This window comes from Pseudomonas sp. LJDD11 (assembly GCF_024584215.1).
Classification (GTDB): domain Bacteria; phylum Pseudomonadota; class Gammaproteobacteria; order Pseudomonadales; family Pseudomonadaceae; genus Aquipseudomonas.
Map to the genome: position 1 here is coordinate 58898 of NZ_JANJFL010000019.1, position 26647 is coordinate 85544.

The following is a 26647-nucleotide window of genomic DNA, read 5'->3' on the forward strand; positions in this document are numbered from 1 at the left end:
CAATGACCGCTTCGCTGTGAGGCGGTCTTTGCATTTTCAGGAATCACCATGAGTTCTGCCAGCTACCTCACCGACGTTGCCTACCCGCATCACTTCCAGACCCAGGCCACCCCCAACTGGCTGGCCTTTGTTGCCACCGCGCTGGGCCGTGCGGTGCCGGATATCAGCCGCGCTTACCGCAGTTGTGAACTGGGTTGCGGGCAGGGCTATGGCGCCGTTATCAACGCCGCTGCCAACCCCAACGGGCACTTTGTGGCAGTGGATATCAACCCTCGGCATATTGCGCATGGGCGCGCCTTGGCCGCTGCGGCCGGGGTGGCCAATATCGAGTTTATCGAGGCGAACTTCCGTGATTTCGCTGAATCTTGTGCGCATGACGCATTCGATTTTGTGATCAGCCACGGGGTCTACTCCTGGGTCAGCCCGGCGGTGCAAGGCGAGATGCGCCAGGCTGTCGCGCAGTTGCTCAAGCCCGGCGGGCTGGCTTACCTGGGGTATATGAGCCAGCCGGGGTTGTTCTTCCTGGGCCCGTTGCAGCAGTTGTTGCGCCGTCATGTGCAAGGGGCGACGGGCAGCCTTGAGCAGCGGGTCAGCGCTGCCCTGAACCTGCTGCAAGGCATGGCCAGCGCCCGCGTGGGGTTCTTCGCCGAGCACCCGCAGGCCAGCATTTACCTGCAAAGCCTGGCCAGCCGCCATGTGCATTACGTGGCCCATGAGCTGCTCAACGAACACTGGAGCTCGATCAACAGCGGCGAACTGATCGAGCAAATGAGTGAACTGGCCTGTGACTTCATCGGCAGCGCCACGGCGCTGGAAAACATCGACGAAGTCTCGGTGCCGGGCAACGTCCTGGCGCTGCTCAATCAACTGCCCGGTGTCGCCGAGCGGGAATTGTTCAAAGACCTGGCACGCAACCAGTCGGACCGTTGCGACCTGTTCCAGAAGCGCGGTGTCGCAGCACTGACCACCGGCCAGCATCGTCAGGCGCTGTGGCAACAATGTGTGACCCGCCTGCCCGGCGCGCCGCTGGCCGGGCCAATCGAATTCGATACCCGGATCGGCCCGGTCCAGGGACCGGCCGGGTTGTTCGGGCCGTTGCTCAAGGCGCTGGCCGATTATCCACAGACCTTCGCCAGCCTGGCCGGGCTGCCAGCGCTTGGTGGCCAGACCGGCGCGATCAGCCCGGCCTTGCAAATGCTGGCCTGGGCTGGCCATGTACATCCGCTGCTGCCGGGCGAACTGGACGTCGAACGTTGCCAGGCCCTGAACCGGGTGATCAGCGAACGCGCGCTCAAGGGCGAAACCTACCAATGGCTGGCCGCCCCGACCCTGGGCTCGGCAGTGGCTGCCAGCCCGCTGCAGATGCTGCTCGCACGGGTCCTGCTGGACTACCCGCAATTGCGCGGCAAACTGCTCAAACAAACCTTACTGGCCAGCGCCCGGCAACTGGATATTCACGCCACAGAAGTTGGACTGGACGCCGAACTGGAAGCGTTCGAACGACAAGTCTTGCCGGTATGGCAACAACTGGGCGTGGTTTAAAACAGAGGGAAGTTCGCCCGCAGGGCGGACCCAAGCCAGGAGCAAGCGCTTTGGCTCCTTTGGCGCCCCAAAGGAACCCGCCCGTCGGGGCGGAACCCGCGGTCCAGTCAACCGCGGCAAAAAGCCCTGCACAGATCGCGGATAAATCCGCTCCTACGGCCATTTACCGAAGTCGCATTGCGACGCCCAATCGCTGCCCAGCGACCTGCACACCGACAAAAAACACACAATGGGTGCCGGGCAAACGCACCTTGGGGTAAGGTTGCGGTCACAGCTTCTGAGCCCAACCACCGAAAGGACCCTGACATGCTGGATTGGAAAAACCGCGCAGGCAGCGCGGACGAACGCCCTGCCGACACGGCTGCGGTCAAAAGACGCGGCTATCTGGGCGGGATCTTCTTCAGCCGCGCCCTCGGCGTACTGGTCCTCATCTACCTGTTAGTGACCGCTCTGGTTGGCTGGTACTGGAGCAACGAACCGGGCCTGTTTCCGGTCCAGCAGAACGCCCAGGCCGCCGCCGAGCGTGAAGGCAAACAGATGGTGATCGGCTACACCACCGTTGAAACCCTCAAATCGGTGACCGGCACCCTGCTCAACAAACCCGGTGGTTACCTGGCCAACGACCGCTTTCCACCAGGGGTGTGGCTGGACAACATGCCGAGCTGGGAATACGGCGTACTGGTCCAGGTACGTGACCTGAACCGGGCCCTGCGCAAGGACTTTGCCCGCTCTCAGTCGCAATCGACCGAAGACGGCGATCTGGCACGTGCCGAACAACTGTTCAACTTCAATGATCGCAGCTGGATCATGCCTTCCAGCGAGTCGCAGTACCAGGAAGGGATCAACGCCCTCAGCCGTTACCAGGCTCGTCTGGCGAGCCAGAACGGTGCGCAGTTCTATGCCCGCGCCGACAACCTGAACAGCTGGCTGGGTGATGTCGGAACCCGCCTGGGCTCAATGTCCCAGCGGCTGTCGGCCAGTGTCGGCCAGGTCAAGCTCAATGCTGCTGCGCGTACCGACAACATCAACGTCAAGCCCGGTGAAGTATTGAAGGTTGACGAAGAAGTGGTCGAAACCCCCTGGATGCAGATCGACAACGTGTTCTACGAGGCCCGTGGTCAGGCCTGGGCGCTTTCGCATTTGCTGCGCGCCATCGAGGTCGACTTCGCCGACGTGCTGGCCAAGAAGAATGCCACGGTCAGCGTCCGCCAGATCATCCGCGAACTGGAAGCGTCGCAGGCTGCGGTGTGGAGCCCGATGATCCTTAACGGCAACGGCTTCGGCGTGCTGGCCAACCACTCGCTGGTAATGGCCAACTACATCTCGCGGGCCAACGCCGCGGTCATCGACCTGCGTCAGTTGCTGTCGCAGGGTTGAGTGGTGAGTGAGTCAGTGACTACGCTGGAACAGGAGGCCGCTCATCGGGCGGCCTCCGACGCTGAGCTGGTGGCCTGGGTTGATGAACAGGACCGCCTGCTCGGCGGTGTGCCGCGTGCCGAGCTGCGCGACAAGGGTCTGATCGGCCGTGGCACCTTCATCCTGTTATTCAACTCTGTGGGCGAGCTGTGTGTGCATCGTCGCACCTTGAGCAAAGCCGTTTATCCCGGCTACTGGGATGTTGCGGCCGGCGGCATGGTCCAGCCGGATGAAACTTACGCTGAATCAGCGGCCCGCGAACTCGAAGAAGAGCTGGGGGTGGGCGGTGTGGCGTTGCGAGATCACGGCCGTTTCCTGTTTGACGAGCGCGGCAACCGGCTTTGGTGCGCGGTGTTCTCGGCGGTCTCGGACAGCCCGTTGCGGTTGCAGCCAGAAGAGGTCCTGGAAGCCTGTTTCCTGCCCATCGAGCAGGCTCGGCGCCTGAGTGAACAAAAGCCTTGCTGCCCCGACTCGCTGGTGGCGTTGCAGACCTATCTGCAGCAGGTCGCAAAAACCCAGTAAATTGCCGCATTCCGGCCCTTAGCAATCAGGAAATTTGCCGTTACACTGCGCGGCCTTCGGGCAGTGTCGTTGCCCGATCAGCGCTGCCCCTGCCAGAGTGGGGCTTCGCGGCCGCAGGTCCCCTGACGGTCCAGTGTTCAGTCCTCAAGCCGAGGATTTCCCGTGGTCAAGAAAGCCGCTTCCTTCGCAGCCCTCGGTGGGCTGGTGTATTCAACTGACGCCGGGCGCCATTGCCCCGATTGCAGTCAACCCGTCGATGCCTGTATCTGCAAGCAAACGGTTATCCCTGCCGGTGACGGTATCGCTCGCGTGCGCCGCGAAAGTAAAGGCCGTGGTGGCAAAACCGTAACTACAGTTAGCGGTGTGCCACTGGCTGAAGATGCCCTCAAAGACCTGGCCAAAGCGCTCAAGCAGCGTTGCGGCACCGGTGGTTCGCTCAAGGACGGCGTGATCGAGATCCAGGGCGATCATGTCGAACTGCTGATCGCCGAGCTGGTCAAGAAAGGTTTCAAGGCTAAAAAATCCGGCGGCTGAACCGCGCCGCTGGAGCCAAACCGTCATTTCCGCGCTTTAAACTGCGCCCGGTCGGCCTTTGGCCGACGTTTACCGACTTATAGACAGGGGACTTCGATGTCCGTACGACGCACACGCAAAGACGATGGCAGCCAATGGACCGTGGCGGACAGCCGCAGTGTTTATGGAATTCGCCATTGGGGCGCCGGTTATTTCGCGATCAACGAAGCCGGTCGCGTTGAAGTTCGTCCCAACGGTGCCGGTAGCACCCCGATCGACCTCTACGAGCAGGTCGACGACCTGCGCAAAAGCGGCCTGACCCTGCCGTTGCTGGTGCGCTTCCCGGACATTCTGCAAGATCGCGTGCGCAAGCTGACTGGCGCTTTCGATGACAACATCGCGCGCCTGGAATACCAGAGCCGTTACACCGCGTTGTACCCGATCAAGGTCAACCAGCAAGAAGCCGTGGTGGAAAACATCATCGCCACGCAAAACGTTTCCATCGGCCTGGAAGCCGGCTCCAAGCCCGAGCTGATGGCCGTGCTGGCGCTGGCGCCGAAGGGCGGCACCATCGTCTGCAACGGTTACAAGGACCGTGAGTTCATCCGTCTGGCGCTGATGGGCCAGAAGCTGGGCCACAACGTGTTCATCGTCATCGAGAAAGAATCCGAAGTCGAACTGGTGATCGAGGAAGCCGCCGAACTCAAGCTGGCGCCCCAGGTTGGTCTGCGCGTGCGGCTGTCGTCGCTGGCGTCGAGCAAGTGGGCCGACACCGGCGGCGAGAAATCCAAGTTCGGCTTGTCTGCCGCGCAGCTGCTGTCGGTGGTCGAGCGTTTCCGCAAGGCCGGCCTGGATCAGGGCATCCGGCTGGTGCACTTCCACATGGGCTCACAGATCGCCAACCTGGCCGACTACCAGCACGGTTTCAAGGAAGCGATCCGTTACTACGGTGAACTGCGCAGCCTCGGCCTGCCGGTGGACCATATCGACGTCGGCGGCGGCCTGGGCGTTGATTACGACGGCACCCACTCGCGCAACGCCAGTTCGATCAACTACGACATCGACGACTACGCCGGTGTGGTGGTCGGCATGCTCAAGGAATTCTGCGACGCGCAGGGCCTGCCGCACCCGCATATCTTCTCGGAAAGCGGCCGCTCGTTGACCGCTCACCATGCGGTGCTGGTGGTCCAGGTCACCGACGTGGAGCGCCACAACGACCAGGTTCCCGAAATCGAAGACAAGGCCAGCCTGCCGGAAACCGTGCAGTGGCTGGTCGACCTGATCGATCACAACGACATCGAGATGGTCACCGAGACCTATTGGCGCGCCACGCACTACATGAGCGACATCGCCACCCAGTATGCTGATGGCAAGATCACCCTGGCCCAGAAGGCGCTGGGCGAGCAGTGCTACTTTGCCCTGTGCCGACGCCTGCACAACTCGCTCAAGGCTCGCCAGCGTTCGCACCGCCAGGTGCTGGACGAACTCAACGACAAGCTGGCCGACAAGTACATCTGTAACTTCTCGGTATTCCAGAGCCTGCCTGACACCTGGGCCATCGGCCAGGTATTGCCGATCATCCCGCTCAACCGGCTGGACGAAGAGCCGGTGCGCCGCGCTGTGCTGCAAGACCTGACCTGCGACTCGGACGGCAAGATCAACCAGTACGTCGACGAGCAGAGCATCGAGACCAGCATGCCGGTGCATGCCCTCAAGGACGGCGAAGATTACCTGCTGGGGATCTTCCTGGTCGGTGCCTACCAGGAAATTCTCGGTGACATGCACAACCTGTTCGGTGACACCGACTCGGTGAACATCTACCAGAACCAGGACGGCAGCGTGTACCACGCCGGTATCGAGACCCACGACACCATCGAAGACATGCTGCGCTATGTGCACCTGTCGCCGGAGGAGTTGATGACCCACTACCGCGACAAGGTCGCCAGCGCCAGGATCAGCCCGCGTGAACGCACCCAGTACCTCGATGCCCTGCGGCTGGGCCTGACCCGCTCTTCCTACCTGTCGTCCTGACGGGTATACCCCGGCACGCGAGCGGCCAGTTGGCCCGCTCGCGAATGCCTGTTGGCCGGTAGGAGCGGCCGGGCGGCGATCCTACAGGGCCCGGCAGCATTCAACCGATCAGAAGTCGTAACTCACGCTCGTGTAGTAGAACGCGCCCTGGGCGCCTTCCGGTGAGGTGATGCTGTACTTCGGCACGCCATACAACTGCGACCCTTCCAGTTTGTCCGGGTGGCTGTCGAACAGGTTGATCGCACCCACGGTCAGCTTTACACCTTTGGCGAAGGTGTATGAGACATCCAGGTCGGTGACCCATTGTGCGCTGAAGGTCTGGTCCAGGGCCGGGTTGGTTGCATTACGGCTTTTCCACTCGCCGTAGCGCCGTTGCGCGACGTTCACGCCCCAGTTGCCATAAGCCCAGTTCGCGCCCAGGGTGAATTTGTTCTCTGGCGTGCCTTCCTCGATCAGGCCTTGCGTGTTGCGGCCCACAATCTGCGAACCGCTGATACCGCCCACATCCCGCAGCCCGGTGATTTTGGTGTCATTCTGGCTGAAGCCGGCATTGAGATTGAGCTTGCCGAATTCATTGAGGTTCAGCCGATAGTTACCGGTCACCTCAATCCCGTTGGTCCGGGTGTCGGCCACGTTGGTGTAGAACGCTGCGCTCTGAATGTTGCTGTACTGGGTGCCGGCAAACACCGGTGCGACCGTGGCGGCGGTCAGTTGGTCCGACAGGGTGATCCGGTTGTCGATCTCGATACGGTAGGCATCGACCGTCACCGAGGCATTTTCCAGCGGTCGCCAGACCAGACCCAGCGAGAAACTGGTCGACTCTTCCGGCTTGAGTGCCTGGCCGCCCAGCAAGCGGGCTTCAGGGCTGTCGGCACGCAGCAGGCGCTGTTGCACCTCGACCCAGTTGCCGCTGCCGGTCGGTTGCTCGACCGCCTGGACGCTGAACGACGACAGGCCGCTCTGCACCAGTGACGGGGCGCGGTAGCCGGTGCTGGCGGTGGCGCGGGCGGCGAGTTGCGGGGTGAAGTCGTAGCGCAGCGACAGCTTGCCGTTGGTGGTGTCGCCGAAGTCAGAGTAGTGCTCGGAGCGCAGCGCGACGCCAGCCTGGAATTTCTCGGTGATCTGCCCCTCGACATCGACATAGCCGCCGAACACCTTGCGCTCCAGCGAGGCCGCGTCAACCTGGGTAATCCCCGAGTAGTAGCCGGCCAGGCGGCGGTTGGTGACCGGGTCCAGGGTATTGAACAGCGGACCGTTGGCCCAGCCTTCGGCTTGCCCCGCACTCAGCTCGTAGTTTTCCTTGCGCCAGGCCACGCCGGCCGAGACCGTCAGCGGCTTGTACAGCAGTCGGGTATCGAAGTCGCGTACCCAGTCCAGGGTCAGGTTGGTCTGGTCGGCTTCACGCTCGCCGGTGTAGATCTTCGATGGGCTGGCGTTGCCGTAGCTGGGGTTGATCGCATTGCGGTCGGTGGACTTGAGCGTGTTGTTGCCGTAGTTCAACGCCAGGTCGAACTTGCCCAGTTGCGCATCCTCCCAGCGCAGGCCGCCGGTGGCCGCGTAGTCTTCAAGGTTGTAGCGGGTGATCGGAATCCGCCCGTCCGGGTAGCGTGCCAGGGCCACGCTGCCGTAGTTGCTGGCCAGGGTGGTGGGTGGATCGTAGAAGTTTTCCGAGTCGGTGTTCTTGTGCCCGTAGCTGGCAAAACCGTAGGCGGTGAGCGAGTCGCTGAGATTGATTTCGCTGTTGGCAATGAAATTGTACTGATCCGAGACCGCGCCCGAGCCCCAGCGCCAGTTGCGGTAACCGTTGTTCTGTTCGCGGGCGGTGTTGATGTTCGGTGAACCGGCATAAAAAATCCGGTTGTCGTCGCGGGTATCGCTGGCCGGGTCCTGATTGCCGGCGTCGAAGCTCAGGGTCAGGAAGCCGTCGTTGGGCAGGGCAAAGCCTTTCCAGCCGCTGAGTTTGCGTTGCAGACCGTCGCCCTTGTCGTAGCCGCCGAAGCGGTAGCCGATGTTGCCGCCTTCATCGCGCTCCTTGAGCACGATGTTGATCACCCCGGCAATGGCATCGGAGCCGTACTGCGCGGCGGCGCCGTCACGCAGGATTTCCACCCGCTCGATGGCACTGAGCGGAATCAGGCTCAGGTCCACGGCCGCCGCACCACGGGCGTTGACCACCCCCTGGCGGGTGACGTTGGCGCTGGCGTGACGGCGCTTGCCGTTGACCAGCACCAGTACCTGGTCAGAGGCCAGGCCCCGCAGCGAAGCGCCCTGGGCGATGGAACCGGCGAATGCGCCTTGGGGCGATTGCGGAAAACTGAACGACGGCGAAAGTGCCGTCAGCGCCGACTGCAAGTCGTTGGCGCCGGTGGTTTGCAGTTGCTCTGAAGACAGCACATCGACCGGTGCGGCACTTTCCAGTGCGGTGAGGTCACTGCGCCGGGTGCCGACCACCACGACGGTGTCGAGTTTACCGGCGCTGTCGCTGGCTGCCGGGCTTGAAGTTTCTGCGGCCAGCGCGGGCAAGGCCAGGCCGCTGGCGACCAGTGCAATGGCACCGGCCAGTGGGTTGAGACGCACGTTCATGATGACCCCTATAGGGAAAGGCAATTTTTCAGGTACGCAGGAGGGCCGTAGGAGGGGCCGTAGGAGGGGCTTCAGCCCCGAAGCTTCTAAACCCCTAAACCCTAAACCCCGTTCGCGGATCAAGCCGCTCCTGCCGTTGATCCTCAGAACCGCTGGGTCACCGAGACGCCCACGGTGCGTGGGTCGCCGTAGACGATCACGTTCTGCCCTGCGGCGCCGTTGGGGCGGCCGTGAACCTGGTATTCGCGGTTGGTAAGGTTGTTGGCAAAGCCGGTGACGCTGAGTTTTTCGTCCAGGCTGAACCAGGTCAGGCGTGCGTTGGCCAGGGTGTAATGCGGCTGGCTCAGTTCCTTGTCGACACTGCTCTGACGGTCGGCGAGGAAGTATTCCTTGTCGCGCAAGCTCACGTCGCCGCCCACCACCAGCTTGCCGCCAACCTCAAGCGGTATGGTGTAGTCGGCGCCCAGCGATACCACGTACTTGGGCGAGCGCACGAAGCGGTTGCCGCTGTAGTCGGCGGTCACTGCGCCGGTGGTCGGGTTGACGTTCTTGAAGTCGGTGTATTCGGTGTCCAGATACGACAGCGCGGCGCGAAGGTGCAGGTACTCGGTCGGCTGGCCTTCGAGCTCCAGCTCGGCGCCCTTGACCTTGCCCTTGGCGCCGTTGGTCAGTGCTGTGGTCAGGATGCCGTTGTTGACGGTCAGCAGGTTCACCTGGATGTCGGAGTAGTCGTAGTAGAACACGTTGGCGTTGGCGATCAGCCGGCCCTTGAACCACTCCGACTTCAGGCCCAGCTCGTAGGCATCCAGTTCTTCCGGGTCGACAGTGCTGAGCTGCGCCAGGCTGGTGGACAGGCCGGTGTTGAAACCGCCGGAACGGAAGCCGTGGGCGTAACGGGCGAACACCCGCACGTTGTCGTTGATGCGGTATTCAGGTGTGACGTCGTAGGTCCAGGCGTCCCAGGTCTTGTCGCGCTCGCTGCTGCCGTTCGCCCCGGCGCTGCTCAGCGGGATCAGCGGGCCGGTGGCGGTGGCGCGGGTCAGCTGGGTCAGGTTCAGATCAATGTCTTTCTTTTCCTGGGTGTAGCGCAGGCCGGTGGTCAGGGTGAAATTGTCGGTCAGGTCAAAGGCGACGTTGCCGAACAGCGCGTAGCTGTCGGTGCTGTGGTCAAAATTCAGGTCGCGCAGCACGGTTGCACCGACCTGATTGGAGCCGGTGCCGTTGGGCGAGGTGCCCGGTGCGATGCTGCGGATGCCGGAGCTGTCGAGGTCTTCGTGGAAATAATGCGCGCCGGCCAGCCAGCGCAGGCGCTCCTGCTGCGGCGAGGCCAGGCGCAGTTCCTGGGAGTACTGGCGGTACTCGTTGTCGCTGAGTGAGGTGCCGTTGACTTCGTAAGGGGTGTAGTCGCCGTCGCTGACCGATTTGCTGCGGATGTAGTCGTAAGCAGTGATCGAGGTCAGGGTGTAGTCGCCCAGGTGCCAGTTCAGGGTCAGCGAACTGCCGTCATGGTCCAGGCGCGAGCTTTCATTGACGTTGAGCTCGATCCGGCGGCCTTCAGGGCGCTGGTAGCCAACGTTGTAATAAGTGCCGGTCGGCAGCGAACCGTTGCTGCCGTCGCCCTTGTACTCGCGGCTGTGGATTTTCCACAGGGCGTCCAGGTCCGGGGTCAGTTGAGCGAGAAACTGTACGCGGGCGGCTTTCTTGTTGACGTCGCCGTAGGTGTGATCGTTGGTTTCGTTGGTGGTGAAGCCATCGCGCTCTTCGGAGTACAGCGACACCCGTGCGGCGAGTTTTTCATCCACCAACGCACCGCCCAGCGCGCCGCTGAGAATACGCTCGTTCTTGCTGCCAAAACCGATGGTGCCGTAGCCGTCAGTGTCAAAGCCGGGTTTCTTCGAAATGATATTCACCGCACCGGCGGTGGTGTTCTTGCCGTACAGGGTGCCTTGCGGGCCACGCAGGATTTCGATGCGCTCAAGGTCAAACAGTGGGCCGCCGCCAGCGATAGGCGCATTGAGGTACACGTCGTCGGCGTAGATACCGACCGGATAAACCGTAGCAGCACCGGTATCGCCAGTGCCCAGGCCGCGAATGTACCAGCGCGGACGACCGTCGCCGTCGGGGTTCTTGGCCGCGGCGTTGGGGACGAAGGTGGTGATGTCGCCCACCGTGCGCACGCCGTCGGCGGTGATGCTCGAACCGTTGACCACCGACACGGCGGCAGGCACTTCCTGCACGGTCTGTTCGCGGCGCTGTGCGGTGACGGTCACGGTTTTCAGGGCTGGCGCCGGTTCGGCGGCGGTGCCGGTCTGCTCGGCAGCCCAGGCCAGGCTGGTGCCGCTGCCACCCAGGGCCAGGGTCAGCCAGATGCCCCGGGTAATCGGATTGATCTTCAACATGATGAAATCCCCATAAGACGCAAGAAGTAACGACTGCGCATTCTTGTCGGTGGTGGATGCGCTAGATGCTCAGAGGGGGAATAGCAGGGTCTGTGCCAGTTGCCGAAGCCATGGCCAGAGAAACTTTTTAATTTTTAACTAATTGATTAAAAAGGATTTTTATTTTCATCAGCAGGCCGCGTGGACGGCTTTTGCGGCCGCGCGGCTCATTGCTCGGGCCAGACTGCGTCCTGGCCGTCAGGGGTTGCTGGCGGGCTGCTTCTGGAGCAGCACTGCGCTGCTGGAGGCGAGACAGCCAGGCAGCCAGCGGCTGCCTGTCGAACGCTCAGGGCAAGCTTCTGATCAACGTCGGCTGCTTGGCCGAGTCGGCGTTTTCGAACAAAAACGAGAAATCCGCGGCCAGGCCGCTCTTGCCGGCGATTTTCGCGTTCTTGTGGCAACCGTCGCACGAGACATTCTGAATGTAGGTTTCCAGCACGGTGTTGGCCGCCGGAACGTTGCCGTCGCTGTTGAAGGTGCCGTACACCAAGGGTGCAGGCGCGTTGGCGCCAGGTTCGGGGCTTGGCGCGGTCGGCGAGCCATCCCACAGGACGTTGATCAGTTTGTAGTACTGAAACACCGACTGGCCGTTGGTCTTGCTGGCAATGGCCTGCTGCACGGCGCTGTTGAGGGCGTTCATGTAGCTGCTCAGCGGGTACTCGCGGCTGACCTGGACCGGTTCGCTGCGCGGGAAGTTATCGGTGCAGCCGGAGGCATTGCAGGTGATGCGTTCCTGGTTGGGGGTGCAGCCGCTGCCTGTGCAGTTGGGGTTGTTGAAGGTGTAGCCGCCCGCCGGCGCCGGGCCGCCGTCGGGGACGTTGTCGACATGCTCGAAGGTGGTCCAGACGAAGTCCGGCAGGCTTTCGGTCTTGTGAATGATGTGCAGGCCGACCAGGCCCACCACTTCCTGGGCGCACTCGCCAGTGTCGGGACGTTGCAGCCAGGTCACGCTGGTCAGGTAGCGCGAATACAGCTGCGGCTTGCCGGTGAGGATACGCCACGCCGCCTTGATCTCGAATGCCCCCAACTGTTCCTGCGCGACCGGTTTGGCGGGCGGGTTGCGAAAGTGGGCGCCGGCTGGCAGCGACAGGCCTTGCGGGCTCTTGCCATCCTGGTTGGTGGCGACTCGTAGCTGGTCGGCGGCGTCATACAGTGAATTGGCGACAATGTAGTCGAACTCGGCCTTGCCAACCTTGCGCTCGAAGTACACCAGATTGCCGGCCTGGTCGGTCAGCCAGCCGCCAGTGGCCTCAAGGGTCGGATCAGGGGTGGTGGCCGGGGTGCTGGAAGAAATATGAAAGCGGTGTCTGGCGCTCACCGCACTTTCGGAGGTGGCGGTCAGAAATTTGCGCGCACCGCTACGCACCGAGCCGAGGCTGGCCCTGGCCTGGCAGCCGACCGGTGCCGGCGCCTGGACGCCCCAGGCGCTGGGCGGCACCGCGCCGGGCAGGAAGATATCGTTGGCATCTTTATAGCTGGACCACAGCGGCGCGATGCTCATCGGCTGGCTGGTATGGGTCGGTACGCCGAACTGGCTGGCAGGGCTGTGCAGGTCTGGCTCGCCGGCCAGGCTCGGGTTGGTTGGCCAGCCTGGATTGACCGGCCAGTTCATCGCGATGAACATCTGCCAGGCGTAACAATTGATGGTTTTCTGCGACAGCAAAAATGGATTGTCGCTGGTCAGAAAGCTGCCACTGTTGGGGTCGAACACCAGCTGCTGTACGCATTGTTCCGGTGTCTGCGGGTTGGCCGCCGCCAGGCTGGTCTGGGCAGTCAGACCCCACGACAGCAGCGCCAGCAAGGTGCCGAGCAGGCCTGCACGGCCTCGTTCGATGAGGGCGGTAAACAAGCGCATGATACTGCTCCCTGCAAGCCGCAGACCCGCGCCAGCGAGTGCGCTGCGCGGGTCCGGCGTGATTGGTTAAAGGACCGGCACGATCGCCAGTGAGCTGGCCCATGGATGCTCGTCAGCACTTGGGTTGGCGGCTTCGGACGGGTTCAGCGCACGCAGTTGCACCAGCCCGGGTGCGGCGTTGGCCGCCACCTTGATGGTCATGACATAGCCTTGGGTACCGTTGGCCGATGTCACTCCCGGAACCGGCGTGGCGTTGGCCAGAAATTCGCTGACCTGCGCTGTCACCCCGGGGTTGGAGAACTCAATGCGCGCCGTTGCGGCGGTGGTGCCGGCGTCGGCGCCTTGCACCACCAGCACGAACTGATGACTGCTGCCGGGCTTGAGCAAGGCCGGCAGGTCGCTGGGCGACTCGCCGTAGAACAGCTCCAGTGGCAGCAACTGCACCGGATAAGGCTGGATCGCCGTGGTGCGGTCAGCCACGCAAGGGGTGATGGGCGGCTCAATGCTGTTCAGTGTGCTGGCCGACAGCGCCACTTTCATCTGGTTGGCAATCTGCCCGATGTACTCGATCGGCTTGCCGTCGATGGTGACGTCGCTGATTGAAAAACCGGCACTTTCCGGGATTTCGAACACCGCATGGAGGATCTGGTCGATGCCGCCAGGGCCTGTACCGGCGCTGCCACGGGTGACTTTCCAGTACTGGCTGACATCCTCGCCCTTGGGGCCTTTCCAGTTCGCGAAGCTCTGCGGCTGCTGCAGATACAGGCCCACCGGGTCGGTCAGGGTGATGCGGTTAGAGCCTGCCAGGCTATTGGCACTGAAACCGATGAACGGGTCGGAGTTACGGAAATTCTGTCCGTACTGTGCACAGCAGATCAGGGTCTGCGCGTTGACGCTGCTGGCGTCGGGACGCTGAATGGTTGCGGCTCCCGCCAGGTAGATTTCGGCGCTCAGGGTATTGGGCCCGGAAGTCAGGTGCAGCGCGCCGCCATACTGGCCGGGAACGCGTGCGGTGCCCGAGTTCCACTTATTGGTCACGTCGTAAGCCGCCCGCCCGGTGGTCGGATCGATCACCGGCTCGCCTTTCTTGCCGGTCGGCTGATCGTAGGCGTAGCGCAGGTACAGGTCCTCAATCACCACCGACGGATCGATGTAGTCCTTGTACAGGCCCAGCACCGCTTCAGGATTGATACGCCACAGGGTCAGGTAATAAGCCGGGTTTTCGCAGGTGAACATGACGCTGCGCAGCTTGCCGTTGGCATCGCGGGTGATCGACCACTCGCAGTATTCGTCCAGCCAGCCACGTGGGCCGGACGGCGAGAACGGCTTGTAGGGGCCGTTCCAGTCGATCTGCGGACAGCGGACGGTTGGCAGGTTGAGCAGGTTGCCAGTGCCTTGCGGGTCATACAGCTTGAGGGCCGTGCCGTTGATGTCGATCTCGCCGTTGTCGGCCAGGGCCATGACCTGTTCCATGCTCAGTGGTTTGCCGCCCAGTTGCGGGTTGGCGGCCGAGCCTGCCTGGGTCAGGTAGACAATCAGGCGGTTGGGGAACGGGGTCCATTCAACCGGCGTTGCGTTGTCGTCGAAGCCCTCGACCAGCGGGTTGTAGTAACCCGCTCGTGGTGCGTCATTGAGGCTGCTCCACGGGTTGCCGATGATCGCCGCCTGGGTCCAGCCATCGAGGTTGTTGCTCCAGTCGGTTTCAAATTGCGGCAACTGCTGCTCCAGGCCCAGTTTCTGGAAGTCCTTCGGGGCCTGCCCGGCGGGTGAGGTGAACTGCTTTAAAGGCGTACTCATGACAACTCTCCAACGGCAAGTGGTGAATGAAAGAGGGAGCAGAAAGCATTACCGGAGGGACTCCGGTCGAAACCTGATGCAGATCCTGTGCATCAGGTCAGCGGCGTGAGGTGTTGAGATCAGAACTGACCGATGCGCCTCGGTGCCTGTTCGGCAAAGAGTGCAGGGGCGCTGCGTGCCTGCTCGCGGCACAGATTCAGGTGGCGCACCGCGAACGGCTTGCGGTCATGGGAATGCAGGCCGGCGTGGCCGTGCCAGGGTTGCTCGGGGAGGGGGCGGCGTGGGCTTCGAGCGATGCGTTCGGCGACGTTCATCGGTGCATGGGCATCGATGCGCCAGCCTTGATTGACCCAGCGGCGGAAGATTTCCAGCGAGTCCTCGAACCACACCGACGGGCTCAGCTCAGGATGCGCGAGCGTTGAGGCCGTCAGATGCTGATAGATAAGCGGCGACCATTGCCGGACCGACTCGATCTGACGCAGATTGATGATTTGGCCTTGCGTGGCTTCAATCCAGGAGGGGCTCAGTGCGACTCTTTGCAGCGGCAATTGCCAGCACGATTCACTGACCAGGCGCTGAATATCCGTCGTCCATGTCGGTTTTGTAGCGCTCATCGGTCCTTCTCCGGCCCTGACTGCTTATTGAGCTGACGTTGATTCGCGCAATGATGTTAATTTGAAGGCGCGACGATTTCGTGCAAAGTGCCACCGCGCAGTGGCTGTTTTTTTGCATTTTTTCAGGGAGGACGCAGTAAATATGGCAGATGCGATAGATCTGAGGATTCTGGGGCGCTTACAGAAGGATTGCAGCCAGAGTCTGGAGTTGCTTAGCGACAACGTGGGCCTGTCACCGACCAGTTGCTATCGACGCATCAAGCGCCTGGAGGACAACGGAGTGATCCGTGCCAGGGTGGCGGTGCTGGACGATAAAAAGCTTGGTCTGCAGGTCACGGCCATGTTCATGATCAAGCTCGACAAGGACACCGCGGACATCGACCGGCGCATGCAGCAGATTCTGGCCAGCCGGCCTGAGGTCCAGGAGTGTTACCTGATCACCGGAGAGTTCGACTTCGTGATGGTGGCGAAGTTGCGTGACGCCACCGAATACACCGACTACATCTACAACTTCCTGGAAACCTACAAAGACATCCCGATCAGGACCTACTCTTCGACCCTGGTGATCCGCACGGTGAAGAAGTCTTTCGAGATTCCGCTCAATGGCCTGGACCAGGGCGCGTGAGCTGCCGCAGGCAAATTGCCGGCGGCAGGTCCGTCAGACCGCCAGCCTTGAGGTGGCGCCGATGACCTTTTCCAGCACGCTGAAGTCCACCCAGTCATTGACATTGAAATGCCGCGGGATGAAGTTCCAGCGATAGAGAAAATCGGTGAAGTCTTGCAAGGCGTCGATCGAGCGCCGGTCCAGGGTTGTGCGCAGGCGACGGTGGGCGTCTTCACCGTAGGCGGCGGCCACCCAGTATTCACTGGTGTTCAACTCGCGGGCCAGATAGCGCCGGGTTTCTTCCGGGTTGGCCCAGGCCCATTGCTCGGTGCGCAGCACCACGTCGACGATGCGGGTACAGGCGTCGAAATGGTTCTCGAACAGGTGGGAGTCTACGGTCAGCGCCCGAGGCGTGCCGTTATTGCTGCGGATCAGCGGGTCGGGGTGTGAGCCGGTATCGACCACCACCTGCAAGCCGAACTCGTTGGCCAGGTGCGCGGCATGTGCGCCCTTGAGAAAAATCGCGTCGATATCGCCACGCAGCAGGCCAATCAGTTCGTTATTGCGTTTGCGTACGCTGCCGACGTCCAGGTTCACTTCCGAGCCGTATTTATGGTGCTTGCGCTCGTCGCTGTAGGTGCCGCCGTAGGGGTAATCGACCAGTTCGACATCCGAGACGCTCAGGCCTTCGAGGCGCAGGGCGTTTTCCAGGCCGCGCAGCGCCTGCGCGCGGGTAAAGTCGATCTGTACGTTGGCCCATTTGGGCAGCCCGAAGCGGCGGTTTTTCAGGTCGCGGATGGTTTTTACCCCGCTGTCGATGGTGGTCAGGATCAACTGCACCTCATCGCTCCAGGACAGCCCCAGCAGGTGGGTCGGCACGCCGCTGGAATACGCCCAGATTGCCGGAATGTTACCGCCATGGCGCACCGAATTGGGCAGGTGGTGGTCGTAGTGGGCTTCGCGGACATCCTGCTCGCTGGACTCACGCAGCGACTGGATGCGCGTGCCGTAGGGCTGGAAAGCTTCGGCCAGCCGGCCGGACTGCACGGCAATGCCCAGCCCGGTGGGGACCGGGCTGTGGGTGTACCAGAGGGTTTCGAGTGATTGGCTCATAAGTGTCTCGTCGCAAAGTGATCAGCCGGTCAACTTGCCAGGGGCAAGGCTCAGCGCATCAAGGGGGCGGGTGTCGATCCAGTCACGGACATCGAAGCGGGTCGCGATGAAGGCCCAGCGCTGGAGAAAATCGGTGAAATCCTGCAGGCCGGCGATGGCCTGTTCGTCGAAGCCGGTGTTCAGGCGCTGATGGGCATCTTCGCCATAGGCACGCCTGACCCAGTATTCACTGCTGTTGACCTCATAAGACAGAAAACGTCGTGTCTCTTGCGGGTTGTTGCGCGCCCACTGCTCGGCGCGCAACACCGAGCCGAGAATGCCGGCGGCAACGTCCAGGTGTTGGTCCAGCAAGTGCTGATCGACGCTCAGGGTTCGCGGTGTGGCGTTATTGCTGCGGATCAGCGGCTCGGGATGGGTGCCGGTGTCGATTACTGTCACCAGCGAGAACTCATGGGCCAGTTGCACGCCATGCGCGCCCTTGAGAAAAATCGCATCGACTTCGCCGCGCAACAGGCCGACCAGTTCGGCGTTACGGGTTTCGGCGCGGTGGCTGCTGACCAGAGTGTTATCCACTGCCTCGGCTGGAGCATCGCTGAAGGTGCCGCCGTGGACATAGTCGACCAGCTCCACGTCACCCACCTGCAGACCTTCCAGGCGCAGGGCATTTTCCAGGCCGCGCAGGGCCTGGGCGCGGGTGAAGTCGATCTGCGCGTTGCGCCAGTGCGGCAGGCCAAAGCGCCGGCCCTTGAGGTCCTTGACCGAACGAATGCCGCTGCCGGGCCGGGCCAGAATCAACTGCGCCTCATCCACCCACGACAGGCCGATGACCCGGGTTTCGCGGCCCTGGGCGCGAGCCCAGATGGCCGGGATATTGCCGCCATGGCGTACCGAGTTGCGCAAGGTATGGTCGAAGTGCGACTCGCGCACGCTCTGCTGGCTGGACTCGCGGATTGACTGCAAGGCGGTGCCCAACGGATCAAGCGCCTCTTTGAGCCAGCCTTTCTGGACTGCCAGGCCCAGGCCGGTGGGCACCGGGCAGCGGGTGTACCAAAGGGTATCGAGTGGCTGGCTCATGCCGTGGCTCCTGCCAATGGGGTAGGTGAATGCTGATGGACCAGCGGCAGCACTTGCTGGCCGATGCGCAGGGCTTCTTCAAGATGCGGATTGCCGGCCAGGATAAAGGTCGAGAAACCGGCGTCGCGGTACTCGCTCAAGCGCTCGGCGATCTGCTCATGGCTGCCCACCAGACCGACGGTGGGGCCAGGCTTGGCCTTGGCGAAACCGGCCCACAGGTTCGGGCCGATGATCAGGTCGTCAAAGCGGTCGATGTTCTGGTGATAGGCCGTCTGCCGCGCGCCGCCCACCGAGTCCGAGCCGCCGGCACCGAACGGCCGTGCGCCAGGCTGATGGAAGCGCTCGAACTGGCGGCGCAGGTCGCTCCAGGCCAGGGCTTCGGTTTCCCGGGCGAACAGGTCGACGCGCAGGCCGAACCGCACGCTGCGCCCCTGACGAGCGGCCAGTTCACGAACCCGCTCGATGTGCGGCTTGAGCTTATCGACCGGTTCCGCCCAGTTCAGGTACACATCAGCGTGGCGGGCGGCGACCTCCAGCGCCGCATCAGAGAACCCGGAAAAGTACACGCCGGGTTTGCGCTCGTGGTGCAGGCCCGGCGGCAGGGCGCCGTTCTCCAGACGGTAGATCTCACCTTCATAGGAGAACCGCTGGTTGTGCCACAGGCCGTCGATCACATCGAGGAACTCGCCGGTACGCTTGTAGCGCAGGTCGTGTTCGAGAAAGTCGCCGTTGGCGCGCTGGCTGGCCGGGTTGCCACCGGTGATGATGTTCCAGTCCAGCCGGCCATGGCTCAGATTCTGCAAAATCGCCGCTTGCTGCGCGGCATAGGCCGGCAGCGTCCAGGTGGCCTGGAAGGCCACCAGAAAACGGATCCGCCGGGTCTCGCGGGCCAGCGCTGCGGCGACCATCCATGGTTCAGGGCCGGTGGGCAACAGCGCACCTTCAAAGCCTGCCAGCTCGGCAGCCTTGGCCACCTGGGCGATGTAATCGATGTAACCAAAGCCGTCCGCTGCGCCGTCAGGCAGCCGACCGGGGGCAATATGGCCGGGGCGGTGCACAGGGTTGCCACGGTTATGGTTGGCGGTGTTCAGTTGCGGGCCATCGGTACCCAGTGGCAGACGCCAGAAAAATTCAGTGCTCATCGGGACTCCCGGTGTATGGCGATCCTCAATCCGTCAAGGCTTGAGCAACCGCCATGCCACGCTGTGATTAATAGGCCAAAAGCCGTTGTTTCAAGTAGTTGATCAGTGACGTCAGGCATATCTTTGATCCTTGATGGTTGTCAGGCAGCACTGCACCAGCAGCGCTGCTGATTACACAGCCTTGTGCGGGGTGAGGTTTTGTGGTTTCAACCCGGCGCCAGCTCCTTGGGTGCGGCGCTGATTTCGTCAATCGCCGAACCGTTCGCCGAGCTGCGTTGCCAGGTGCGATACAGCATCGCGTAGGGGCCGTCCTGTTCGATCAGTTGGCGGTGCGGGCCGAGTTCGACCAACTGGCCTTCGCGGATCACCGCAATGCGGTCGGCATCACGAATGGTCGCCAGGCGGTGGGCGATGATGATCGCCGTTCGGCCCAGGCACAGTCGCCGCAGCGCTTGCTGGATGCGCCGCTCGGTGTGCACATCGACGGCCGAGGTTGCCTCGTCGAGGACCAGCACCACCGGGTCGGCCAGATAAGCACGCACCAGGCACACCAGTTGCCGCTGACCGTGGCTGAGGTAGGAGCCCAGCGGCCCGACCTGCGTGTCGTACTGATGTGGCAGGCGCTCCAGCACCTCGTCGGCGCCCAGTTCGCGGGCCGCGCTGATCAACGCGGCATCGTCGGCCTGCGGTGCGGCCATGCGCAGGTTGTCGAGGATGCTGCCGCTGAACAGCACGTTGTCCTGCAGCACCACGCCGACGTTGCGGCGCAGTTCATGCTGGGCCAGCTCGCGCACATCCGTGCCGTCCAGGCGCACTGCGCCGTCCTGCACGTCGTAGAAACGGGTCAGCAACTGCACCAGGGTACTTTTGCCATGCCCGGACGGGCCGACGATGGCCAGCACCTCGCCGGCCTCGATCACCAGGTTCAACTGGTCGATCACCGGTTTTGCAGCGTTGGGGTTATAGGCAAAGCGCACGTTCTCAAACGACACCTGGCCACGGGCCTTGCCCAGCCGCCGTGGTTGCTGCGGGTCGGTGACCTGCGGTTCGGTGTCGAGCAGCAGGAAGATCCGCTGCGCAGAGGCGGAGCCGGTGGCGTAGCGTTCGAACAGGTCAGACAGCTCCTGCAACGGGCCGAGAAACAGCATCACGTAGAACAGACTCTCGGCCACCTGACCCACGGTCACAGTGCCTTGCGCCAGCCCCTGGGCGCCGACCAGCAACAGCACGGCCATGGCCACCGCTGCCAGCAGCGCGGTGAACGGCGCGAACCAGCCCGAGCGCAAGCTGCCATGGATCAGTGACCAGTTGAATTCGTCGAGCAACTGCCGATAGCGGCGCAGGTTGGGTTGCTGGCGCACGCATTGTTGCAGCATGCGTGCACCGCCGACGCTTTCGACCAGGTGCGCAGTGAAGCGGCTGCGGTTTTCGGCCACCTTGGCCCAGTTGCGCTGCGAGATACGCTTGAACGCCCAGGTAGCGAGAAACAGCAGCGGCACCGCACCGGCCAGGCTGAGCAAAAACAGCGGCGAGATCAGCCACAGCATCACGGCCGCCACGCTGCAGCGCAACACGGCGCCGAGCAGCTCCGGCGGGCCCTGGATCACCAGCGGTTCCAGGCTGTCCACATCACGGTCGACCCGCGAGATGATGCGCCCGGCCTTGGTCCGGTCAAAGTAACCGACACTCAGCGCCTGCACATGGGCAAACACCCGCACCCGCAGCTCATTGAGCACGCGGATCGCGGCACTGCCGGCGATGTATTGCGAGACCCCGGCCAGCGCGAAGCGCGCCAGCCAACTGGCGGCCAGCCCGGCGCCGAGCCAGCCGATCAGGAGCATATCGGCGATCCACTGGCCGTCCTGCCGGATCAGGCCACGGTCGAGCAGTTCACGGACAAACCAAGGGCGCAGGAACACGGTGAACACCAGTGCCAGCTCCAGGCCGATGACCAGCAGGATCGAGGTTTTGATCGGCCGCAGCAACGGCAATAGGCGGCTGAACATGCTGCGGTCCAGTGCCTTTTTCGCCAGCAGCTCTTCGATTTCGATGTCGCTCAGGGCTGACTGGCCCTTCAACGGCTTAGCCATGTTCGATCCCCAGCAGTTCGCGGTAGTGTGGGTTGCGCTGCAGCAGCTCTTCATGGCTGCCGCTGTCAGCGATTTGCCCGCCGTCGAGTACCAGCACCCGGTCGGCGAGCAAAACGGTCGACAATTTGCTGGAGATCACCAGCAGCGTGGTGACCCGGCCGTGGCTGTGTGGCAAATCACGGATGTTGTCCAGCACCTGGCGTTCGCTGATCGCATCCAGCGCACTGGTGGCATCGTCCAGGCACAGAATGTCCGGGCCGGCGAGCAGCGCGCGGGCCAGGTTCAGGCGCTGGCGCTGACCGCCGGAGAGGGTTACGCCCTTGTCCCCCAGCGGCGTGTCCAGCCCTTGTGGCAGGCGTTCCAGCACATCGCTGGCGGCGGCCATCCGCAGCGCTTCGAGCAGTTGCGCGTCACTGGCCTGCGGCGCGCCGAGGCGCAGGTTGGCCGCCAGGGTGTCGGAGAACAGAAAGCTTTCTTGCGGCACCACATGCACCCGTTGGCGCAGCGGGTCGAGTTGCAGGTCGCGCACATCCTGCCAGCCACTGGCATGGCTGCCGAGCAGCACCCGGCCGTCGCTGACATCCACCAGGCGCGGCAGCAGGCTGGCCAACAGGCTTTTGCCGGTGCCGGTGGCGCCGACCAGCGCGACGATTTCGCCGGGTTGCAAGGTCAGGTCGCAGCCCTGCAGGATCGCCCGGCCAGCGCCCGCTGCCTTGACTGTGACCTGCTCCAGGCGCAGGCCCAGCGGGGTGGCCGGCAGGCTGGCGGTGGCACTGCGGATCGCCGGTTGTTCATCGAGCAGTTGCCAGATCCGCTCGGCCGATGAGCGCGCATCGGCAAAGGTCTGCATGACCCGGCCGATGCCCTCGATACGAAACACCAGAGTGGTGACGATCAACAGTGACGCCACCAGCTCACCGATATTGAGCTGGCCCTGACTGACCAGATGGGCACCGAACACCAGAATCCAGACATGACTGAGCGCCACCACCACCTGCGGCAACGGGATCCGCGAACTGGCGTAGGCCAACGCCTGGCGGGCATGGCCGGTGAACAGCGTGACCTGGCTGGCAAAGCTGTCGATGCGCCGTTGCTCCAGCGCGAATGACTTGATCACCCGCACCCCGCTGATGCCTTCGGACAGGTCCTGATTGACCCGGTCATAGGCCGCTCCGACCGCCCGGTCGAGGGTCACCAGATGCTCGGTCTGCAACACGAAAATGCTCAGCCCGACCAGGGTCAGCAGCAGCGGCACCAGACCGAGCAGCGGGTGATACCAGCTCAGCAGCCCGACGGCCGCCAGCACCACCAACGGGGTGTCGAGCACCTGCCGCCAGAAGTTGATCAGCGCATCGCGGACCTTGTCGGCATCGCGGGTGGTCCGGGTGATCATCTCACCCATGCCGTGCTGCCAGTGATAGCCCAGGTGCAGGCCTTGAACCTGGGCCAGGATGCGTTCGCGCAGGCGGGTCAGCAGTTCCTGGCTGAGCACCAGCGCCAGCACCCCGGCGGCGTATTGCACCACGCCGCGGGCCAGCGCCACGCCGACAATCAGCCACAGCCAGTGCCAGGCCAGGCTGGCGTCGAAACCACCGTCATCCAGGCGCACCACGGCGCGCCCGGCATTGACGTCATTGAGCGCATGACCGATCAGCCATTGCTGCCAGATCAGGCCCAGGTTAACGGCGAAGAACAGCGCCGCGGTAAGACTGAAGCGCCACGGCATCTCGCGGTAGATGGCCAGGCTGCGCAGCAGAGGGTGTTTGTTTATCACATGCGGAACTCAAGGTATTCATGGGCGGTAGGAGCGGCTTGAGCCGCCAATGGCGGTGGCTGGTTCGCGGCTCAAGCCGCTCCTACGGGTTATGCGCCGGGCTAAGCATCACGCCTTGCGGCTGGCGCCTTCGGCCTGTTTGGCGTTGAGGATCGCGGTGTATTCGCCGGGGTCGATGCCGTTGAGGTAGTAGTTGCCCACGTGATGCAGGCGCCAGCGGATCGGGTCGTGGGTGGTGTGCACCCGGGCGTTGCGCCAGAAGCGGTCGAGGTTCCATTTGCTCAGGGTCGAACTGGCACCAAGCAGCGAGAAGATGTCGCTGGAAATCTTCAGCGAGGCGCCATCGGAATGTGCACGCGCAGTGGCCACCGAAAGAATCAGCTCGTCTTGCAATTCTTTGTTGTCCGGGTCCAGGTTGTGGCGGTCGAACACCTGCGCCGCTTCACGCAGCAGCGATTCGGCGGCGCGCAGCGCCACGGCGTACTCACCGATCTGCTTGATGATGTGCGGCTCTTCATTGGCGCGCTCGACATTGCTTTCCACCCAGGGCCGGGCGTGGTTTTTCAGGTAGTCCACGGCGGCGTTGAGGGCGCCGGAGGCAATACCGGTGTCGATGGCGGCGTGAAGAATTTGCGGGAAGGTCAGGCCGGTGCGTTTCATCGGCCCTTCGCGACGGGCAATGAAGTCTTCGTCGAGCACGATATTGTCGAAGATCACCGTGCCGCTGACCGAGTTGTTCTGGCCGAACGCTTCCCAGTCATCGACCAGGGTCAGGCCGGGGGTGTTGCGGTTGAGCAGCACCCCGGCGCCGCCGGTGTCTGAGGCGGCGGTCAGCGAGATCCACTCGGCCAGGTAGGAGCCGGTGGAGTAGAACTTGCTGCCATTGAGCACCAGCTTGCCGTCTTCGCGGCGTTCGACCCGGGTCTTGAGGGCGAACTTGTTCTTGCCACCCACTTCAGCCAGGGCATTGCCAAAGCGCTTGCCGGCCAGCACGTCGGCGATCAGCCGGTCGCGCACCGCCGGGCTGTAGCCAGTGAAGATGCCGCGCAGCATCACGTTATGAATCTGCAGCAACTGACCAACGCCGCCGTCGGCCACTGAAATCAGCCGCACGGTTTCGACAATGGTCTGCACCGAGGCGCCCAGGCCACCGAATTCCTTGGGTACCCCAATCGCGGTCAGGCCGCTTTGCGAGAGCAACTCGGCCTGGCGCCAGGGCAGGCTGTTGTTATTGGCCGGGTCGGCAGCCAGCCTGGCAATTTCCACCGCCACTTCACGGGCGGTGGCGATGGCCTGTTCTTCACTGTGCAGGCGCTGGGCGGGCGCTTCGGTTGGCTGGGTGGTGTGCGGCGTACTCATGACTTCACCTTGATTGCTGATACCTGGGTGTCCCTGCATGCACAGGGCCTTTTCAGGGCTTGAGCAAGTTCTGCGCCAGTGTCCGGCAAGATTCTCAAGGCCTTGTATTTCGCGGCTTTCAGGCCAGCAGGCGGTGAGCTTCAGGCAGGGGTGTTGCTGAATCAGCAACTGTCTGCAGTGGATTGCTGCTGGGCCAGCAGTCGCTGCGCAGTGCTGCTGGAAGATCAGCAAGAAAACCCTTGCCAGTCGCTGGTTTTCAATTTTTATCCATATAAATCAATAGGTTGAATATTTGGCATGAGCGTTGCGTTAGCACAGTCATAGGCCGGCCCTCCTGGCCCTGACCGACTGTCTGGAGCGACTCATGAGTCAAGCTGCAACGGCTTCACCCCTGGCACCTGCTGCCCTGGAGCAAATCTGGTTTACCCGCTGCCCGGTGCCAACCGCCTCGGGCCTGGCGTTTCAACTGGGCTGGCTGAGCGAAGAATTCGCCGCCGATGGCCTGCCGGTTTCGACCTTGCAGGAGGCCCGTCAGCTGGGCCGTCACCACTACGATCATGAACTGCCCGGGCTGTTTCGCGAGGGCGGCAACGTCCCGGCGCTGGCGGCGCGGGCTGCCGGTGCGCCGAGCCGCTTGATCGGCCTGACCTGGATCGAGGAGTGGCAGACCATCCTGGTGCGTCCCGACTCCGGCATCCGCAGCCCGCAGGATCTCAAAGGCAAACGCCTGGCCCTGCCGGCCTGGGGCGACAGCCGCCCGGGCAGTATTGCCCGGGCCATGAGCCTGCACGGCTACAAAGGCGCATTGGCGGTGGCCGGGCTGGGCTTCGACGATGTCGAGCTGGTCGAGGTCGCGCTGCAATCGCAGCAGGATGCACCGAATCCGCAACTGGGCCTGCAACGCCTGTGGTCGGGCCTGGATTACCTGGTGCGCGGTGAAGTCGATGCGGTGTATGTCAAAGGCGCTTCGGCGGCCGATGCCGCGCAGCGTCTGGGCCTGGTGGTGGGCATCGACCTGGACCTGCTGGCTGACCCGCGCCACCGCATCAACAACGGCACGCCACGGCCGATCACCGTGCACCAGAGCCTGCTCGACGATCACTTTGATGTGGTGGTGCGATTTCTGGCCCAGACCCTGCGCGCCGCCGAATGGGCCGCCGGTAACCGCCAAGCGCTGAACCGCATTCTTGAAGAAGAAACCAGGGCCGGCAGCGCCGGTGTGGCCGCTGCCTATCGCGGCGACTTCCATACCACCCTGGCCCCGGACCTGTCCGCCCAGCGTCTGGAATTTCTCGATACCCAGAAAAAGTTTCTGCACCTGCACGGCTTTCTCGAACGCGACTTCGATATCGCCGCCTGGGTCGATCACGCCCCTCTGCAAGCCGCCCATGAACTGCTGGCCAAGCGCCGCGCCTGAACAGGAATTTCAACATGACCGCTACCATTGCTGAACGCAGCCTGAGCACCGAACAACAGGCTTTTGTCGACAACCTGCTGGTCGAGGCCGATCAGGCCTTCACCGTTTTCCGTGAAACCAACACCATCACCGCCAACGGCACGGTCGGTTTTGTCGAGCGTATTCCCGGCACCGAGCTGCTGGTGTCGGTCAACTACCCAGGCCCGTGGAATTACCGCAAACCGCTGACTGCCACGGTCACTGACTTCGACGGCAATGTCTGGTCAGGCAAGGGCCGTGGTGGCGCCGGGCGCTACACCAAGCTGTTTCAGCAGCACGCTGAGGTCACCACCATCTCCCACGTGCATTCGCCGTACCTCGGCGCCTGGGCGCAGACCCAGCGCAGCTTGCCGTTCAACTACGTGCCGGTGCAGCGCTTCCAGCTGGCCCGTGAACTGCCGGTGTACATCGACCGCCGCCAGCAGGAAGTCGACTTCATTCTCGACAGCATCAAGGCCAACCCTTTCACCCCGGCGATTCTCGAAGCCAACGGCGGCGCCACGGTGTGGGGCAAGAAGGGCCTGCGCGATCTGGCCGAGTTCATCGTGCTGCTGGAGGAGGGAGCACAGATTCAGTTGCTCGCTGAATCCATCGGCGGCTCCCGCGCCTTCGGCCCCGGAGTTCTGACTCAGCAATGGAAGATGAGCGGCCTGTACGAACAGGCGCAGGGTCTGGGCCTGGTGCCTGCCATCGACCGCCGCCCTGAACAGCAATAAGGATCAAA

The 26647-nt window shown here is 63.0% G+C and carries 20 protein-coding genes; 9 read left to right on the plus strand and 11 right to left on the minus strand.

Annotated elements, in window-relative coordinates; genetic code table 11:
- The first annotated feature begins 48 nt into the window (after positions 1-48).
- From NRB16_RS20085 to speA, 5 genes are all read left to right on the plus strand, one after another.
- On the plus strand, positions 49-1542 hold the full coding sequence (locus NRB16_RS20085) for a class I SAM-dependent methyltransferase (protein WP_257106781.1): 1494 nt from the start codon (positions 49-51) through the stop codon (positions 1540-1542).
- Positions 1543-1848: 306 nt separating this feature from the next.
- Positions 1849-2919: a DUF2333 family protein gene (locus tag NRB16_RS20090; protein WP_045487043.1), complete on the plus strand. Its 1071-nt coding sequence runs from the start codon at positions 1849-1851 to the stop codon at positions 2917-2919.
- A gap of 3 nt (positions 2920-2922) precedes the next feature.
- Entirely contained in the window at positions 2923-3480 is a 558-nt protein-coding gene (locus tag NRB16_RS20095; RefSeq protein ID WP_373568487.1) for an NUDIX hydrolase, read from the plus strand.
- A 162-nt stretch (positions 3481-3642) separates the two neighbouring features.
- Entirely contained in the window at positions 3643-4014 is a 372-nt protein-coding gene (locus NRB16_RS20100; RefSeq protein WP_045487045.1) for a translation initiation factor Sui1, read from the plus strand.
- A gap of 96 nt (positions 4015-4110) precedes the next feature.
- Complete coding sequence (gene speA, locus NRB16_RS20105; RefSeq protein WP_045487048.1) at positions 4111-6024, plus strand: arginine decarboxylase; 1914 nt, start codon at positions 4111-4113, stop codon at positions 6022-6024.
- A gap of 108 nt (positions 6025-6132) precedes the next feature.
- Here speA and NRB16_RS20110 read toward each other — a convergent pair whose 3' ends face one another.
- The 5 genes from NRB16_RS20110 to NRB16_RS20130 all read right to left on the minus strand — a co-directional run bounded on the left by NRB16_RS20110 (position 6133) and on the right by NRB16_RS20130 (position 15311).
- Entirely contained in the window at positions 6133-8607 is a 2475-nt protein-coding gene (locus tag NRB16_RS20110; RefSeq protein ID WP_045487055.1) for a TonB-dependent siderophore receptor, read from the minus strand.
- 143 nt (positions 8608-8750) lie between these two features.
- On the minus strand, positions 8751-11006 hold the full coding sequence (locus tag NRB16_RS20115) for a TonB-dependent receptor (protein WP_257106782.1): 2256 nt from the start codon (positions 11004-11006) through the stop codon (positions 8751-8753).
- Between the two features lie 325 nt (positions 11007-11331).
- Positions 11332-12900 carry a hypothetical protein gene (locus NRB16_RS20120; protein ID WP_257106783.1) on the minus strand — a complete coding sequence of 523 codons (1569 nt, stop codon included), beginning with the start codon at positions 12898-12900 and terminating at the stop codon, positions 11332-11334.
- A 66-nt stretch (positions 12901-12966) separates the two neighbouring features.
- The gene (locus NRB16_RS20125) at positions 12967-14697 is read right to left on the minus strand and encodes a hypothetical protein (protein WP_257106784.1); all 1731 of its coding nucleotides are present in this window, start codon (positions 14695-14697) and stop codon (positions 12967-12969) included.
- Positions 14698-14816: 119 nt separating this feature from the next.
- Complete coding sequence (locus NRB16_RS20130) at positions 14817-15311, minus strand: hypothetical protein (protein ID WP_045487064.1); 495 nt, start codon at positions 15309-15311, stop codon at positions 14817-14819.
- A gap of 142 nt (positions 15312-15453) precedes the next feature.
- On the opposite strand from NRB16_RS20130, the gene NRB16_RS20135 reads away from it, so the two are divergent.
- The gene (locus tag NRB16_RS20135) at positions 15454-15936 is read left to right on the plus strand and encodes an Lrp/AsnC family transcriptional regulator (protein ID WP_173426683.1); all 483 of its coding nucleotides are present in this window, start codon (positions 15454-15456) and stop codon (positions 15934-15936) included.
- Positions 15937-15969: 33 nt separating this feature from the next.
- Here NRB16_RS20135 and NRB16_RS20140 read toward each other — a convergent pair whose 3' ends face one another.
- From NRB16_RS20140 to NRB16_RS20165, 6 genes are all read right to left on the minus strand, one after another.
- A complete protein-coding gene (locus NRB16_RS20140) occupies positions 15970-17028 on the minus strand; it encodes an ABC transporter substrate-binding protein (protein ID WP_045487067.1) in 1059 nt (352 codons plus the stop codon).
- Positions 17029-17049: 21 nt separating this feature from the next.
- Complete coding sequence (locus tag NRB16_RS20145; protein WP_253142840.1) at positions 17050-18102, minus strand: ABC transporter substrate-binding protein; 1053 nt, start codon at positions 18100-18102, stop codon at positions 17050-17052.
- The gene (locus NRB16_RS20150; protein ID WP_253142839.1) at positions 18099-19244 is read right to left on the minus strand and encodes an LLM class flavin-dependent oxidoreductase; all 1146 of its coding nucleotides are present in this window, start codon (positions 19242-19244) and stop codon (positions 18099-18101) included. Before NRB16_RS20150 ends, NRB16_RS20145 begins: the two co-directional genes overlap by 4 nt.
- Positions 19245-19450: 206 nt before the next feature.
- The gene (locus tag NRB16_RS20155) at positions 19451-21334 is read right to left on the minus strand and encodes an ABC transporter ATP-binding protein (RefSeq protein ID WP_257106785.1); all 1884 of its coding nucleotides are present in this window, start codon (positions 21332-21334) and stop codon (positions 19451-19453) included.
- The gene (locus NRB16_RS20160) at positions 21327-23108 is read right to left on the minus strand and encodes an ABC transporter ATP-binding protein (RefSeq protein WP_257106786.1); all 1782 of its coding nucleotides are present in this window, start codon (positions 23106-23108) and stop codon (positions 21327-21329) included. Before NRB16_RS20160 ends, NRB16_RS20155 begins: the two co-directional genes overlap by 8 nt.
- 108 nt (positions 23109-23216) lie before the next feature.
- Complete coding sequence (locus NRB16_RS20165; protein WP_257106787.1) at positions 23217-24467, minus strand: acyl-CoA dehydrogenase family protein; 1251 nt, start codon at positions 24465-24467, stop codon at positions 23217-23219.
- 78 nt (positions 24468-24545) lie between these two features.
- On the opposite strand from NRB16_RS20165, the gene NRB16_RS20170 reads away from it, so the two are divergent.
- From NRB16_RS20170 to NRB16_RS20180, 3 genes are all read left to right on the plus strand, one after another.
- On the plus strand, positions 24546-24755 hold the full coding sequence (locus tag NRB16_RS20170; protein WP_257106788.1) for a hypothetical protein: 210 nt from the start codon (positions 24546-24548) through the stop codon (positions 24753-24755).
- Between the two features lie 76 nt (positions 24756-24831).
- Entirely contained in the window at positions 24832-25884 is a 1053-nt protein-coding gene (locus NRB16_RS20175) for an ABC transporter substrate-binding protein (protein WP_045487084.1), read from the plus strand.
- A 14-nt stretch (positions 25885-25898) separates the two neighbouring features.
- Positions 25899-26639 (plus strand): class II aldolase/adducin family protein, encoded by a 741-nt coding sequence (locus tag NRB16_RS20180; protein WP_257106789.1) that lies wholly within the window; start codon positions 25899-25901, stop codon positions 26637-26639.
- Positions 26640-26647 lie beyond the last annotated feature (8 nt).

Excerpts from the sequence above, each read along its gene's own strand:
- NRB16_RS20175 (WP_045487084.1), top strand. The coding sequence starts at position 24,832 with ATGAGTCAAGCTGCAACGGCTTCACCCCTGGCACCTGCTGCCCTGGAG.
- NRB16_RS20145 (WP_253142840.1), bottom strand. The coding sequence starts at position 18,102 with ATGAGCCAGCCACTCGATACCCTTTGGTACACCCGCTGCCCGGTGCCC.
- NRB16_RS20085 (WP_257106781.1), top strand. The coding sequence starts at position 49 with ATGAGTTCTGCCAGCTACCTCACCGACGTTGCCTACCCGCATCACTTC.
- NRB16_RS20115 (WP_257106782.1), bottom strand. The coding sequence starts at position 11,006 with ATGTTGAAGATCAATCCGATTACCCGGGGCATCTGGCTGACCCTGGCC.
- NRB16_RS20180 (WP_257106789.1), top strand. The coding sequence starts at position 25,899 with ATGACCGCTACCATTGCTGAACGCAGCCTGAGCACCGAACAACAGGCT.
- NRB16_RS20110 (WP_045487055.1), bottom strand. The coding sequence starts at position 8,607 with ATGAACGTGCGTCTCAACCCACTGGCCGGTGCCATTGCACTGGTCGCC.
- speA (WP_045487048.1), top strand. The coding sequence starts at position 4,111 with ATGTCCGTACGACGCACACGCAAAGACGATGGCAGCCAATGGACCGTG.
- NRB16_RS20125 (WP_257106784.1), bottom strand. The coding sequence starts at position 14,697 with ATGAGTACGCCTTTAAAGCAGTTCACCTCACCCGCCGGGCAGGCCCCG.
- NRB16_RS20135 (WP_173426683.1), top strand. The coding sequence starts at position 15,454 with ATGGCAGATGCGATAGATCTGAGGATTCTGGGGCGCTTACAGAAGGAT.
- NRB16_RS20150 (WP_253142839.1), bottom strand. The coding sequence starts at position 19,244 with ATGAGCACTGAATTTTTCTGGCGTCTGCCACTGGGTACCGATGGCCCG.
- NRB16_RS20120 (WP_257106783.1), bottom strand. The coding sequence starts at position 12,900 with ATGCGCTTGTTTACCGCCCTCATCGAACGAGGCCGTGCAGGCCTGCTC.
- NRB16_RS20155 (WP_257106785.1), bottom strand. The coding sequence starts at position 21,334 with ATGGCTAAGCCGTTGAAGGGCCAGTCAGCCCTGAGCGACATCGAAATC.
- NRB16_RS20130 (WP_045487064.1), bottom strand. The coding sequence starts at position 15,311 with ATGAGCGCTACAAAACCGACATGGACGACGGATATTCAGCGCCTGGTC.
- NRB16_RS20090 (WP_045487043.1), top strand. The coding sequence starts at position 1,849 with ATGCTGGATTGGAAAAACCGCGCAGGCAGCGCGGACGAACGCCCTGCC.
- NRB16_RS20165 (WP_257106787.1), bottom strand. The coding sequence starts at position 24,467 with ATGAGTACGCCGCACACCACCCAGCCAACCGAAGCGCCCGCCCAGCGC.
- NRB16_RS20140 (WP_045487067.1), bottom strand. The coding sequence starts at position 17,028 with ATGAGCCAATCACTCGAAACCCTCTGGTACACCCACAGCCCGGTCCCC.